Below are 14,756 nucleotides of genomic sequence, written 5' to 3'. Positions count from 1 at the left end.
ATCAACGAAAACAATATTCATCGAAACTTCCTCGCCAAGATCATCTTCGCCAACAGCTTTAATTTTTTCCCCATAGATAGCGCGGCGAACAAGCGGCATGCCAGTTTCCGCTCAAGTCTGGACAGCAATAAAAAAGTATCCAAGGCGATATCCACGTTTAAAGAGCCTTTTTGCTCCTCAAAAAAAGCAGTATCTCCTGCCCAATTACCGTCTGAATCCAGTGGGTTCGCGCAAAGCTGCCCATCGTACAGGCACTTCAGATAGCGCTCCTTTACCGAGTCGTACGCATTAACTTTCTCAATAGCAAAAAAAGTTTCCTTGTCGAATCTGTAGTCTGCTATAGATTCCATAACAGCGTTGATATCGGCTCGCTTGAGCCTGTCCGCCGGGGAGTAGCCCTGGACCGGGGAGATCAGCCCGACACACCGCTGCCCTTTGACGAATTGCTCTGCGAAAGCAGTCCCGCCTGGCAGAGGGTGGCTATCAACGTAAAAGTCCGCCTTAGCGACCAACTTACTGTACTCCTGAAAATCAAGGTGTGCCCTGATACTCAGCCTGGAGCCATATCGAAGTTTTAATGGCCACCACCAGAACGCTTTTTTAACGTCACTACCAATAACCATGAATGTGGAAGCGGGGTAATCATCAAGAATACGTGCTACTAACTTGAAAATACTAAAGCCTTTGCGGGGCTTGTACTTGATATCTGAGCCTGCAGAAATGAAAAGCAACGCAGCCTGCGTGGTTGGTTTGAAATCACCAGCCATCTGCGCACGTGGCATGTTCAGCGGGATACCCAGGAAGCTCTTACGCCCCTGAATACACTTCGTTAAATCAAAACGGCGGCCGTGGCCGCTGAGCTCAAAGTAATAGTCCGCGACCGAACTCCCATAGGAGAAAACGTGGTCCGCATGATTGACAAAAAACACTTCAAGCCCGGAAAGGCGTTTTGCTACTCCACACGCGATGACTACCAGGATATCGTCAGGATGGATATGCAGGACGGCCTTTTTATAGCCCGACAATAGACCAACCATCTCCGCCAGCGCATCGACAGGACACGAAGCACTAACGACTCTGGTTTTATCAAAAAATCTACAAACGTGGGCCTTGGCATCTGGTGCAGCCTGGCGTGAGATCAACAGATCGGCAGGTTCGGCATGCATGGAGGCAAGCTTTTCCATCAACCTCGTATGCCCACCGGTCATGAAGGGCTCGCTCACAACATGCAAAACCTCCCCACACTCATTTAGCGCCGCCACAGAACCTGTATCCGCCATCGAAAGACAGCGCTCAATGAGGTCCGCTTCGATAAGCGGCGCATCGTGAATCCCTACATCCGCAAACCAGAGAAGGTTGCCGTAGGCACACGCCAGTGCGAGCGCCTGATTCAGGTCAGCCGTCTCGCAAATGGCAATTTCAAAATCCTTAAGTAGTTTTTTCAAGCGTGATGTTCCAGCTTCTTATGAAAATAATCATCAAGCCTTAGATACACAAAAACATACATAACCAGACTGTAAACCGCATAATTTACCGCATAAGCCCAAGTAGCAGCTTCGACCCCCCACCATTGCGTGAACGCCATGGTCAGTAAATACAAAGAAACACAAAATATAATTTCAGTAGTGATAAAGATCTTGACCATAGCCCGACTGAGCATGACATACGCCATTATCCAGCTAAATATTTTGAGGCAGTCGCCCACTACTTGCCCGGCAAAAAACATCCTGACCGGGTAGAAATCGGCGGTAAAGAGCAAAGCTACGACAAAGTCCCGAAGCACGTACATTGCAGCGGCTGCTAACAGGGCAACAGGGAAAATCAGTTTATAACCCTGTAGAATTTCTGTTTTTACTTCAGTTGCCGTTTTTAACTCAGAAAGCTTGGGTAGGTAATAGACGCTCAATGTTGTCGTAACCAATAGAAGATACGCCGCGCTCAAACGCCACATAGCCTCCCAATAGCCAGCCATCTCCCACCCGTAAACTGTTCCTATATGATTCCTGACCAGCATCTGGGCCAACGGCGCACATGCAGCAGAAACAACTGCCATCAAGAAAAAAGCGAATAACTTTTTCGCAATCTGCTTATCCGGGCGCCCGAACAGAAAGGAAAGCTTAAACCAATGCGTTCGCAGGCATAACAATAATGTTACGACAAAACTGATAGATTGATAAACTACCAGCGCTACCAGCGCTCCATACAGACCAAAACTGGTTGCCAAGTAAAACGTCACACCAAATGACAAGAAACTACCAGCGATGTTAGCCACGATATATAGTACGATTTCCTTTCGACCGTTCAATATCGCTAACAACAATATGTTCAACGAGAAAAATACAACGACCGCGGAAAACCAAAGAAAAACACCGCCCAGGGCGGTATCCTTCAGAAATAGCGAGGCAAGCTCTTTATTAAATAAAGCGACAAGTAATGCAACGACCAGACTTCCCAAAATCGCTACAAACCCTGCCGTTCGCCATAACTTTATCTGCTGCTCAGGCTGCTCATGATATTCCGCGGTGTATTTGACTACGCCATTGGTAATCGCGCCACCCGTAAATATCGTGATTACCTGCAACGCATTCTGAAACTGCCCTATCGCGGCATATCCTGCAGGCCCGACATAGATCGCCAGCACTTTATTAAGACCCAGCAAGGTAAGCATTTTAATGGCAACTGCAATGCCATTTAACAGGCTGGTCCGAACAAGATTCATACAGCATCCGGTGTAAAGCTATTGCAGGCTTCTATTACAACGCGGGCCTCCTCTACAGACAGCGTAGGCCCTAATGGCAAGCTCAGAATCTGCTCATGTATCTGTGTCGACACCGGGAGCTCTTGACCCTTCAGTTCAGCATACGCCTGCTGGAGATGAGGCGGGATCGGATAATGGATAAGCGTCTGGATGCCTTTGGCCAAAAGGTGGGCTTGAAGACTATCCCGCTGAGCACAGAGTACGGTGTAGACATGCCATACATGGCATTCGTTAGTTGATGCTTTGAATACGGCATCTACGGGTAACGTGATCGCAGGGTTGGTGATCGACGTGCTATATAGTTCAGCGATCTCGCGACGATAAGCGGTTTGCTTGTCCAGGTGCTTTAACTTCACTGACAAACATGCGGCCTGCATTTCATCAAGCCGGCTATTCACGCCGCGATAGACGTTTTTATATTTTTCATGGGAACCATAGTTCCCCAGCGCACGAACAGTCTTGGCTAAGACTTCATCGTTGGTCGTAACAGCTCCGGCATCCCCCAATGCACCGAGATTTTTTCCAGGATAGAAGCTGAATCCGGAAGCGTGCCCCCAGCTACCGGCCTTCTTCCCATCGATCATCGCGCCATGCGCTTGCGCCGAGTCTTCCAGAACCAGTAAGTCATGGGCACGAGCTAGGTCCATGATTTTTGGCATATCAGCCAATCTGCCATAAAGGTGAACCGGTAGAATCATCCTGGTTTTTGGTGTGATCGCAGCTTTTGCATTCTCCGGGCAAATATTAAAAGTCTTCGGATCAGGCTCAACCAATACAGGAACCAATCCGTTTTCGGAAATGGCCAGGATACTGGCGATGTAGGTATTGGAGGGAACGAGAACCTCATCTCCGTCATTGAGGCGGCCCAGCTCTTTCCAAGCACGAATGACCAATACCAGAGCGTCCAGTCCGTTGGCAACGCCAATACAGTGCTGAGCACCGCAATATTGGGCAAACTCATGCTCGAATGTTTGGAGCTCTTTCCCACCGATGTACCAACCGGAATCAACCACACGCGTGCAGGCGGCTACCAACTCATCGCGACAAAGGTCATTTACAGCCTTCAAATCAAGAAACTTTATCATTTACCAAGCACTCGTTTACTTTGACAGAGCCAGAGACAGGGTCCGCTTCAACTATCTTATTAATTAGCCGGTCGTTCTCAACAGAAAATCGGCGTTTTCTCTATATTTCAGGATTGATGAGCCAAGCCCTTGAACACCGAATAATCCCTTATATAGTCACGCTCGTCATAAACGGCACTTGCCAACACCAGCAGTACGCAGTCTGGACTGAAGTGATGCATTTCTCGCCAGATCATACGGTCGATCACAATAGCCTTGTCAGGAGCATCCAGCCAAACCTCCTCTTTGTTCACGCCGTCATCAAGTTTCATCAGGCAGCGCCCAGACACGCACACCGCTACCTGCATCAGTTCCTTGTGCGCGTGAAACCCTCTTGGAACACCCTCTTTTGTTTCAGTGAGGTAATAAACACGTTTAATTTCAAACGGAATATCATTTTCATACTCCAGCGCAACCAGTTGGCCCCGCTCATCACCTTTGGAGGTGATGTCCAGAAATTTGATCAAACTCATGCTTGCTTCTCCGAGAGGCTATCGGATGTCGGAGCCTTGTCATCTTTATCACTAACGTTAAAGCCGCCGGTAGCAGGCCAATTTATCCCAAGCCTTGCGTCACTCCAGTGCAGCGCCCCTTCAGAGTCTTTATCGTAATAATCTGTCGTTTTATACAAAAAGTGCGTGTCATCTTCCAAAGCAACAAAACCGTGGGCAAAACCCTCAGGAATCCATAGCATCAAGTTGTTTTGGGTGTTTAGCTCCACGCCGACCCATTGCAGGTAAGTGCTGGACTCAGGCCGAATATCCACTGCCACATCAAAAGCGGCACCGCGTACCACACGCACCAGCTTGCCTTGGGCATGCGGTGCGCGCTGGAAGTGCAGCCCCCTTAGAACGCCCTTTGCCGAGCAGGAATGATTGTCCTGGACAAATGCTCGCGGAATAGGCAACTCAAGCTCTTTAAGTGCTGTATGAAACCGCTCTTCGTTAAAGCTTTCCATAAACCAGCCGCGATCATCGCCAAAAATTTTTGGCTCAATGATTACAACGTCAGGAATAGCAGTCTGAATCAGTTTCATGCCTTTGAGGCCTCTTCCAGAAGTTTCTGCAAGTACTGGCCATAGCCTGTCTTTTTCAGTTTTTCCGCCTGAGCACCCAGTTGCTCTGGGGTGATCCAACCTTTATGGAATGCAATTTCTTCAAGGCAGGCGACTTTCAACCCCTGGCGGTGCTCAATGGTATGGACGAAATGACTCGCTTCCAGGAGCGACTCATGAGTACCTGTGTCCAACCAGGCAAAACCACGGCCCAGCATCTCGACGGTTAATGACTTGTCATCCAGATAGGCGCGGTTGACGTCAGTGATTTCAAGCTCACCACGCGGCGACGGCTTGATGCTCTTGGCAATGTCCACCACTCGATTGTCGTAGAAGTACAAGCCTGTAACTGCGTAGTTGGACTTCGGTTTCGCCGGTTTTTCTTCGATGCTCAATGCTCGACCAGTGGCATCGAACTCAACAACACCAAAACGCTCAGGATCTGATACGTGATAACCAAAGACTGTCGCACCTGATGCCTGGGACATGGCGGAGCGCAAGTTATCGGAAAAGTGCTGACCGTAGAAAATATTGTCGCCAAGGATCAGGCAGCAAGGATCGTCACCAATAAACTCCTCGCCAATCAGGAAGGCCTGGGCCAAACCGTCCGGACTGGGTTGCTCTGCATAGCTGAGCTGGATGCCGTACTGGCTGCCGTCTCCCAGGAGCTTTTTAAAGCAAGGCAGATCTTCAGGGGTAGAGATGATCAAGATTTCGCGCATGCCAGCCAGCATCAACACCGACAACGGATAAAAAATCATCGGCTTGTCGAAAATAGGCAACATTTGCTTGGATACACCCAGGGTCAGCGGGTGCAAGCGCGTCCCGGAGCCGCCAGCGAGGATGATGCCTTTGCGTTTGATGTCCGTCATATCTTTAGAACTTCCTTAAATATCTGCATTACACCAGGCCAACACGCAGGTTGACGGGTGAAAAATAGCGCGTAGCTTCTCGGTATTGAGCCACAATTTCAATGCCTGCGGCCGGCAATCCAAAATCGCCAATATGAAAATTTATTCTTTTCTGCGCAGAGCCCTCACCTGCTCCAGCCTCCTGCGCAACGCAGACAACTGTCTACGCCGGTAAATAACCGCCCAGGCCAGGTAGATCGACTTGCGTGATTATGAGCCATCCGCCGCAGGTCGCCGCCGTTTTTTTACATGAAATAACCCGACAAGCAGGAAGACCGAGCCACAAACGCCAGTCACACCGGCCGGCTCCAGGCCTCACACAAGACCTGAAGCCGAGAAACCCTTAACCGGTGCGCTATAGACAACAAGTTGCGAGCTAGTTTCCAAATGAAATCAAATCTCGCACTGGCCGGGGAGCACAGTGCAGATTGCGCTGATACCTATTGCGGCCTGTTCAAACCTGTATCGCTACCCACCATGGTCGGTGAGCCCGGTTGCACGGACAACATTACCGACTGGGGCTGAGGCTGGCGGGTTTTGACGAGATGACGAACTACCGCAATGAAGGCCCCGACAAAGCCACCCAAGACCAGGCCAAGCAGGATAATCAAGGCCTTCTGAGGCTTGACCGGGCGCAAAGGTTCCAGCGCCTGCTTATCGATAGTGACCAGCTTCAGCCGGCTCATATCAATGCTTAAGTTACGCAATCGAGCCACTTCGGCGCGCACCGGCTGAACACCGGCCAGGAATAGATCCTCGTTTTCACGACGATTCAGCACTTCAATCTCGCGGTTTGACTGGAGCAATTGAAGCTCCCTGGCAATCTGCGCGATACGACCCTCAGTAAAATCATCGGACTTACGCTGCATCAACGCAGTGCGTTCAGCCTCGAGCGCCTCGACGCCCATGAAGTACAGAGGAATTTGCTGATTGTTTATTTCGGTACGCATCACACTTGATGAGCCATTACGGTCTGACTCACCCAGAGCGGAAGGCGTGCTGGGTTTTCTGATTCCCAGGGACTTGGCGATTCCGATGGCCTCGTTCAACTGCGCCACTCGGTCAGTGCGCCCAGTCTTCAGCTGCGCTCGCAACGCCTTGAGTTCATCCTGCAACTGCGCACGCCGCAGGCTGTCCGTTTCTCGCAGCGATGCTATCCGCGCCTCTTTATCAACCTCGTAGCTGGAACGGGCGGCATCAATCTTGCCCTTGAGCTCGTTCAACCGGTTTTTTACGATGACGTCCAGATCCGCCGCAATCTGCTCACGCTCCGTTGCAATCGCGTAATCGATGAAGCCATTGAGTATGGCGACGCCATCCACGCCTTTCGGATAACTCATCTCAAGCTTGATATAGGCACTGAGGGAGTTGGCTTTTTTGGGGTCGGGCAGACTGAGTTCGATAGAGTTGCGGTTGAACTCTTCGAAACTTTGCTCCAAGGTCCTGCCAGGCTGCTCAAAGGCCTTGAACAGCTTCTGGTTTGAACGGAAAAAACCCAAGCGGGTATCGTAGGACTCCAGAGATGCGCCCACTCTGACCAGGGCATCACCAGGAGGAAGTGTATAAATCTCTGAGCGATTCAAAGCATCCAGCTCATTGATTGCGGCCGGGCGCAGCACACTGCTGACTTCGTACTGAGGAGGCGTGAGGAACGCATAGATAGCAGCAATCAGCCCGGCACCTACGGTAGCGGCCATAACTAACTTTTTCTGCTTCCAGATAGCCTGAAAAAGCACAACGAGATCAATCTCGCCGGACGAAGGAATCGGGGGCGCGCGGAAGCTACTACTCACAACAAAAACCTGCCTTCAAAGAGAAACTGCGGGCTCGTTATGCAGACGATCTTGTGGTTTTTTTGTATTTATAAGGGTCGGCCAAAAAGCCCAGCGTCGCTGCCAGGCCCTGGACACACAAAATGACTGGAATCGAGAACAGGTTGCATTTTGCCATCTCGCGATAACATTGCAAGACTTGACATGACTGTAAGGCAATTCCTATTTATTGCAGAGTTTTCAGGGAAAACACGTCAGAGGAGCCCTAAAGCCACTATTTCCTGAGGACAGAGAAGCGTTTAACGCACTCTAGTCGTAGTAGCCAAGCCCCACTGCATAGCTTGAACCCGCAATACAGGCGACAAACGGTCTCCGCTGTCAGACTGACCCTACAACACGGGTTTAGGGTGCCTCTTGCGCCGCATCAGCAGACTCAAGAACGGCCCCACCAACATCCCGACAATCAACGCCAACGTCACAAACACCGAGACCGGCAGTTGTGGTGTAGACCACCCCAAAAACGCCAGGGTGACGTCTTGCTGGTTTTCCAGTACGAAAGCCAGGATCGCCAAGGCAGCGATCAGCACAATCAGTACCAGGGCGACGCGCTTTACACCGCGCATAAACTTCTCCTATCCCCAAAAAAACTCAGACGCTTTCGTCTTCGTCTTCGTTCACTCGATCCCGTAATTCCTTGCCCGGCTTGAAATGGGGCACGAATTTGCCGTCGAGGCTGACGGATTGGCCGGTTTTCGGGTTGCGACCCACGCGCGGGGCGCGGTAGTGCAGCGAGAAGCTACCAAAGCCGCGGATCTCGATTCGATCACCAGTGGCCAGGCACTGGGACATTTGCTCAAGCATGGTCTTGATGGCCAACTCCACATCCTTGGATGAGAGCAGCCCTTGATGGGTGACAATTCGTTCGATCAACTCCGACTTCGTCATATTTTTCCCTTCTTTTTCAAGCAGCTAGGAAAAGCGCTCCGAAGGTTTTAGCATGACCAGATGAATTTGAACAGCCTGTGGCTTGACTTATCTTGCGCAAATTCTGGCGACACTCACCAGACCAAGGATAAGAGCGGGACGAGCCCAGGAAAGCGCAGGAGACGCTTCCCGGAAAAAGCGCTGGAAGTGACTGGATAACAAGATCACCTCCCGCAGACAGCCCCAGGGGCGATCACACTACATCAGCCGCTCTGTCCTACTGCAAAAACCAAATCCCAGGCACAAAAAAGGGCGACCGAGGTCGCCCTTTTTCTATGGTCTAACAGAACTTAGTTCTGTTTTTCCATTTGTGCACGCAACAGGTCGCCCAGAGTGGTCGGACCCGAAGCAATGTCAGAGGTCGCTGGCTTGTCGCGCAGGCTCTGGATTGCTTCTTTCTCTTCGATCTCGTCCTTGGACTTGATGGAGAGTTGGATCACGCGGCTCTTGCGGTCAACGCTGATGATCTTGGCTTCTACTTCCTGGCCTTCTTTCAGAACGTTACGCGCGTCTTCAACGCGATCACGGCTGATTTCGGAGGCTTTCAGAGTCGCTTCGATATCGTCACCCAAAGTGATGATGGCGCCTTTAGCGTCAACTTCCTTCACGATGCCTTTAACGATTGCACCCTTGTCGTTCTCTTGAACGTACTCGGAGAACGGATCGCTTTCCAGTTGCTTGATACCCAGGGAGATGCGCTCGCGCTCTGGGTCAACCGACAGGATAACGGTGTCCAGCTCGTCGCCCTTCTTGAAACGACGAACAGCTTCTTCGCCAACTTCGTTCCAGGAGATGTCGGACAGGTGAACCAGGCCGTCGATGCCGCCGTCCAGACCAATGAAGATACCGAAATCGGTGATCGACTTGATGGTGCCGGAGATTTTATCGCCCTTGTTGAACTGGCCAGAGAAATCTTCCCATGGGTTAGATTTGCACTGCTTGATGCCCAGGGAGATACGACGACGCTCTTCGTCGATGTCCAGAACCATAACTTCCACTTCGTCGCCGACTTGTACGACTTTCGAAGGGTGGATGTTCTTGTTGGTCCAGTCCATTTCGGAAACGTGTACCAGGCCTTCCACGCCTTCTTCCAGCTCTGCGAAGCAGCCGTAGTCGGTCAGGTTGGTAACACGCGCGGTAACGCGAGTGCTTTCTGGGTAACGGGCTTTGATAGCAACCCATGGATCTTCACCCAGTTGCTTCAGGCCCAGGGAAACACGGTTGCGCTCGCGATCGTATTTCAGAACCTTGACATCGATCTCGTCGCCAACGTTGACAATTTCGGAAGGATGCTTGATACGCTTCCAAGCCATGTCGGTAATGTGCAGCAGGCCATCGACGCCACCCAGATCGACGAATGCGCCGTAATCGGTGAGGTTCTTGACGATACCTTTGACTTGTTGGCCTTCCTGCAGGGATTCCAGCAGAGCTTCACGCTCGGCGGAGTTCTCTGCTTCCAGGACGCTGCGACGGGAAACGACAACGTTGTTGCGCTTCTGGTCGAGCTTGATGACCTTGAATTCGAGCTCTTTGCCTTCCAGGTGCGTGGTGTCGCGCACTGGACGAACGTCGACCAAAGAACCTGGCAGGAACGCACGGATGCCGTTAACGTCGACAGTGAAGCCGCCTTTAACCTTACCGTTGATAACGCCCTTGACCACTTCTTCAGCTGCGAAGGCTGCTTCCAGAACAATCCAGCATTCAGCGCGCTTGGCTTTTTCACGGGAGAGCTTGGTTTCACCGAAGCCGTCTTCAACCGAGTCCAGAGCAACGTGAACTTCGTCACCGACATTGATAGTCAGGTCGCCAGCGTCGTTGTAGAACTGCTCAAGCGGGATGAGTGCTTCAGACTTCAGACCAGCGTGAACGGTTACCCAGCGAGCTTGGTAATCGATATCAACGATAACACCGGTGATGATGGAGCCAGCCTGAAGGTTCAGGGTTTTTAGGCTTTCTTCAAAGAGTTCCGCAAAGCTTTCGCTCATTTTAATTCCTGTTGATAAGGGCGAAGAATACGCCCATCTGCCACACCCCAGACGGTGTGGGTTACGTTCATATAAGAGAAGAAGCGCAGGTCTAGGACTGGTCCCCTGCACTTCCTCTGAGTCATCCGGCGATATCGCGCAGGGCGATTTCACTCAAGATGCGTTCCAACACCTGCTCGATGGACAATTCCGTGGAATCCAGCTGTATGGCGTCAGCCGCCGGTTTAAGCGGGGCTACCGCACGCTGGGTGTCGCGCTCATCGCGCGCACGAATCTCATCTAGCAGACTCGACAGACTAACACCATCCACCTTGCCCTTCAACTGCAAGTAACGGCGGCGCGCCCGCTCCTCGGCACTGGCCGTCAGGAAAATCTTCAGCGGCGCCTCGGGGAACACCACGGTGCCCATGTCGCGACCATCGGCTACCAGGCCCGGCGGCTCTTGAAACGCCCGCTGGCGCTGGAGCAAGGCATCGCGCACCGCCGGCAACGCGGCGACCTGCGAGGCCCAGGAGCCGACCTGCTCGTTGCGCAGGTCATCCGTTACATCATCCCCTTCCAGGATAATGCGCAGCGAGTGGCCTTCGGTCGCGCCGACGAACTGCACGTCAAGGTGCGCCGCCAACAGCACCAACGACTCTTCATTGGTCAAGTCGACACCATGGTTACGCGCAGCGAAAGCCAGCAGGCGATACAACGCCCCGGAATCCAGCAGGCACCAACCCAGGCGCCTGGCCAGCAGGCCCGCGACAGTGCCCTTGCCAGAGCCGCTTGGGCCGTCGATGGTAATCACCGGTGCTTTGATATTCACAATTGAGCCTCTTGGGCTACACGCATGCCTACTTGGGCAGACAGTGTAAGAAAATTCGGAAAAGATGTAGCTACATTGGCACAGTCATGGATACGAATCGGCGCAGTGGCACGCAGGGCCGCGACGCTGAACGCCATGGCGATCCGATGATCACCGTGGGCATGCACCTCGCCACCAGCCAAGCCGCCACCATCAATGATAATCCCATCAGGGGTCGGCACACACTTCACACCCAGCGCCAGCAGACCGTCGGCCATCACCTGGATACGGTCGGACTCCTTGACCCGCAACTCCTCGGCACCCCGCAATACCGTGCGCCCTTCGGCACAGGCGGCGGCGACAAACAGCACCGGGAACTCGTCGATAGCCAGGGGCACCAGCGCCTCGGGAATCTCGATCCCCTTGAGCGGTGCCGCGCGCACACGCAGGTCTGCAACCGGCTCGCCACCCACTTCACGCGGGTTTTCCAGGGCGATATCAGCACCCATCAGGCGCAGGATATCGATCACCCCGGTGCGGGTCGGATTGATGCCCACATGCTCCAGCAACAATTCGGAACCCTCGGCGATCGTGGCGGCCACCAGGAAGAATGCCGAGGAAGAGATATCGCCCGGCACCTCGATACGCGTGGCGACCAACGCATGACCCGACTCTACCGCCGCCGTCGCACCATTGACCTGCACCGGACAGCCAAAACCGCGCAGCATTCGCTCGGTATGGTCACGGGTAGGCGCAGGCTCGGTCACTGCTGTCCGGCCCTCGGCATACAGCCCGGCCAGCAACAGGCTGGACTTGACCTGGGCACTGGCCATCGGCAGCGTGTAATTCATACCCTTTAGCACTTGCCCGCCACGAATGGTCAGGGGCGGCCGCCCCTCCGGCCCGGTCTCTATCACTGCACCCATTTCTCGCAACGGTTTGGCCACGCGATTCATCGGCCGCTTGGACAGCGAAGCATCACCGGTCAGGACACTGTCAAAACCCTGCGCCGCCAATAAACCGGACAACAGACGCATGGAAGTACCCGAGTTACCGAGATAAATCGGCCCTGGCGCTGGTTTCAAGCCGTGCAGGCCAACGCCATGGATAGTCACCCGACCATGGTGCGGACCTTCGATCACCACGCCCATGTCGCGGAATGCCTGCAGGGTCGCCAGGGCATCTTCACCCTCGAGAAACCCTTCGACTTCGGTAACCCCGTCCGCCAGCGACCCGAGCATGATCGAGCGATGGGAAATCGACTTATCCCCCGGCACCCGGAGCTTGCCCTTCAGTTGCCCACCCGGGCTGGCGACAAACACTACATCGTCAGCGGTGGCGGCCGCATCCATATAGGCCCGGCGCGCCAGGATCTTACTGAAATGCTCGCGCGCTACCCGCGCACGGGTGAAGACGCCCAGCAACTGATGGCCATCCCCCGCATCAACCGCGTCGCGCAAGGCATCCAAGTCACTGCGAAAGGTGTCCAGGGTCCGCAGCACAGCCTCGCGATTGGCGAGAAAAATGTCGTGCCACATCACCGGATCGCTACCGGCAATCCGCGTGAAATCGCGAAAGCCACCGGCGGCGTAACGGAAAATCTCCAGGTTTTCGTTGCGCTTGGCCAGGGAGTCGACCAGGCCAAAGGCCAGCAGATGCGGCAAATGGCTGGTCGCCGCCAGCACTTCGTCATGGCGCTCGACCTGCATATGCTCGACATCCGCCCCCAGCTCGCACCACAACCGGTCCACCACGGCCAAGGCTGCCGGGTCGGTTTCTGCCAGCGGCGTGAGGATCACCTTGTGTCGACGGAACAGCTGGGAATTGGACGCCTCCACCCCACTCTGCTCGGAGCCGGCAATCGGGTGCCCTGGCACGAAGCGCGGCGGCATGCCGCCAAACGCCTGGCGCGCCGCACGCACCACATTGCCCTTGGCGCTGCCGACATCCGTGAGAATCGCCTGGCCCAGGTCCATGCCGGCCAACAGCGCCAGCAGTTTTTCCATGGCCAGGATCGGCACCGCCAACTGGATGACATCGGCGCCCTCGCAGGCAACAGCCAAGTCCGCCTCACAGCGGTCCACCACGCCCAGCTCAACCGCCAGTTGGCGCGATTGCGGGTCCAGATCCACACCGACCACTTCGCCACACAGGCCGCTTTCCCGCAGGCCCTTGGCAAAGGAGCCGCCAATCAATCCAAGACCGACCACCACCAGACGGCCGATCACAGGCACAACAGGTTGCATTGCAATCACATCAACCACGGGCCAGAACCTTGGCCAGCGCCTCAAGGAAGCGACTGTTTTCAGCCGGCAAACCGATGGTGATGCGCAAGTGGTTCGGCATGCCGTAATTGGCCACCGGACGCACGATCACGCCTTCGCGCAGCAAACCCTGGAAGACCGGGGCGGCCTCTTGGGCGAGATCCACGCAAATAAAGTTGCCCTTGGACGCAATCCAGCCCAGGCCCAGTTCGCGGAAGCCTTGCTGCAGCTGCTGCATGCCGCTCTCGTTGATCCGTCGCCCTTCTTCCAGGTACTCGGCATCCTTGAGCGCCGCACAAGCCGCCGCCAATGCCAGGCTGTTGACGTTGAACGGCTGGCGCACGCGGTTCAGCACATCCGCGACGACGGCTGTGGATAACCCGTAGCCGACCCGCAGCGACGCCAGGCCATAGGCCTTGGAGAAAGTGCGCGATACCAGCAGGTTCGGATAGGCCGCGAGGAAATCCAGGCCGTCGGGCAAGTCGCCACCTTCGGCGTATTCGATGTAGGCCTCGTCCAGCACCACCAGCACGTGCCCAGGCACATCCTGCAGGAACTCGTTCAGCGCATCGGCACCGAACCAGGTACCGGTCGGGTTGTTCGGGTTGGCGATAAACACCACGCGGGTCTGGGCATCGATGGCTGCGAGCATGGCCGGCAGATCATGCCCCCAGTCCCTGGCCGCAATCACCCGCGCCTCGGCACCGACGGCCTGGGTGACAATCGGATACACCGCAAATGCGTGCTCACTGAACACCGCATTCAGGCCAGGCGCCAGGTAGGCACGCGCCACCAGCTCCAGGATGTCGTTGGAACCATTGCCCAGAGTGACCTGGCTCAACTCGACCCGGCAGCGCTCGGCCAACAGGGACTTGAGGGCAAAGCCGTTGCCGTCGGGGTAACGGGTCAGCTCCGCCAACTCTTCACGGATCGCCGCCAGCACCTTGGGACTTGGGCCCAGGGGGTTTTCATTGCTCGCCAGCTTGACGATCTTCGCCGGATCCAGATTCAACTCGCGCGCCAACTCGTCCACAGGCTTGCCTGGAACGTAAGGCGACAGTTGTTGCACGCCCGGCTGTGCCAGGGCGAGGAAGTTGCCACTCATGTCAAAGCC

Annotated in this window: 13 protein-coding genes; all 13 read right to left on the bottom strand. The window is 54.4% G+C overall.

Features of this window, described 5'->3' with window-relative positions; all coding sequences use genetic code 11:
• Positions 1–17: 17 nt before the first annotated feature.
• Positions 18–1,445 (bottom strand): group 1 glycosyl transferase, encoded by a 1,428-nt coding sequence (locus HBO12_RS17300; protein WP_170042787.1) that lies wholly within the window; start codon positions 1,443–1,445, stop codon positions 18–20.
• Complete coding sequence (locus tag HBO12_RS17295) at positions 1,442–2,719, bottom strand: O-antigen translocase (RefSeq protein WP_170042786.1); 1,278 nt, start codon at positions 2,717–2,719, stop codon at positions 1,442–1,444. Before HBO12_RS17295 ends, HBO12_RS17300 begins: the two co-directional genes overlap by 4 nt.
• Positions 2,716–3,843 (bottom strand): DegT/DnrJ/EryC1/StrS family aminotransferase, encoded by a 1,128-nt coding sequence (locus HBO12_RS17290; RefSeq protein WP_170042785.1) that lies wholly within the window; start codon positions 3,841–3,843, stop codon positions 2,716–2,718. The genes HBO12_RS17295 and HBO12_RS17290 overlap by 4 nt, the downstream gene beginning before the upstream one ends.
• 107 nt (positions 3,844–3,950) lie before the next feature.
• Complete coding sequence (locus HBO12_RS17285; RefSeq protein WP_170042784.1) at positions 3,951–4,355, bottom strand: sugar 3,4-ketoisomerase; 405 nt, start codon at positions 4,353–4,355, stop codon at positions 3,951–3,953.
• On the bottom strand, positions 4,352–4,918 hold the full coding sequence (gene rfbC / locus HBO12_RS17280; protein WP_170042783.1) for a dTDP-4-dehydrorhamnose 3,5-epimerase: 567 nt from the start codon (positions 4,916–4,918) through the stop codon (positions 4,352–4,354). The genes HBO12_RS17285 and rfbC overlap by 4 nt, the downstream gene beginning before the upstream one ends.
• A complete protein-coding gene (gene rfbA / locus HBO12_RS17275; protein ID WP_170042782.1) occupies positions 4,915–5,808 on the bottom strand; it encodes a glucose-1-phosphate thymidylyltransferase RfbA in 894 nt (297 codons plus the stop codon). Before rfbA ends, rfbC begins: the two co-directional genes overlap by 4 nt.
• Before the next feature lie 479 nt (positions 5,809–6,287).
• A complete protein-coding gene (locus HBO12_RS17270) occupies positions 6,288–7,640 on the bottom strand; it encodes a Wzz/FepE/Etk N-terminal domain-containing protein (RefSeq protein ID WP_170042781.1) in 1,353 nt (450 codons plus the stop codon).
• 368 nt (positions 7,641–8,008) lie between these two features.
• Positions 8,009–8,242, bottom strand: a complete 234-nt coding sequence (locus HBO12_RS17265; RefSeq protein ID WP_170042780.1) for a lipopolysaccharide assembly protein LapA domain-containing protein — start codon at positions 8,240–8,242, stop codon at positions 8,009–8,011.
• A gap of 25 nt (positions 8,243–8,267) precedes the next feature.
• Complete coding sequence (gene ihfB / locus HBO12_RS17260) at positions 8,268–8,564, bottom strand: integration host factor subunit beta (protein WP_169952746.1); 297 nt, start codon at positions 8,562–8,564, stop codon at positions 8,268–8,270.
• A gap of 329 nt (positions 8,565–8,893) precedes the next feature.
• Positions 8,894–10,588 (bottom strand): 30S ribosomal protein S1, encoded by a 1,695-nt coding sequence (rpsA, locus tag HBO12_RS17255; protein ID WP_029298694.1) that lies wholly within the window; start codon positions 10,586–10,588, stop codon positions 8,894–8,896.
• Between the two features lie 121 nt (positions 10,589–10,709).
• Positions 10,710–11,399 carry a (d)CMP kinase gene (cmk, locus tag HBO12_RS17250; protein WP_170042779.1) on the bottom strand — a complete coding sequence of 230 codons (690 nt, stop codon included), beginning with the start codon at positions 11,397–11,399 and terminating at the stop codon, positions 10,710–10,712.
• A complete protein-coding gene (locus tag HBO12_RS17245) occupies positions 11,396–13,606 on the bottom strand; it encodes a bifunctional prephenate dehydrogenase/3-phosphoshikimate 1-carboxyvinyltransferase (RefSeq protein ID WP_170042865.1) in 2,211 nt (736 codons plus the stop codon). Before HBO12_RS17245 ends, cmk begins: the two co-directional genes overlap by 4 nt.
• A gap of 28 nt (positions 13,607–13,634) precedes the next feature.
• Entirely contained in the window at positions 13,635–14,747 is a 1,113-nt protein-coding gene (hisC, locus tag HBO12_RS17240) for a histidinol-phosphate transaminase (protein ID WP_169952748.1), read from the bottom strand.
• Between the last annotated feature and the right edge of the window lie 9 nt (positions 14,748–14,756).

Source organism: Pseudomonas sp. WS 5059 (assembly GCF_012985525.1).
Lineage (GTDB): Bacteria > Pseudomonadota > Gammaproteobacteria > Pseudomonadales > Pseudomonadaceae > Aquipseudomonas.
The sequence above is the reverse complement of the archived record's forward strand: the minus strand, read 5'-3'. Positions and strand labels throughout refer to the sequence as shown.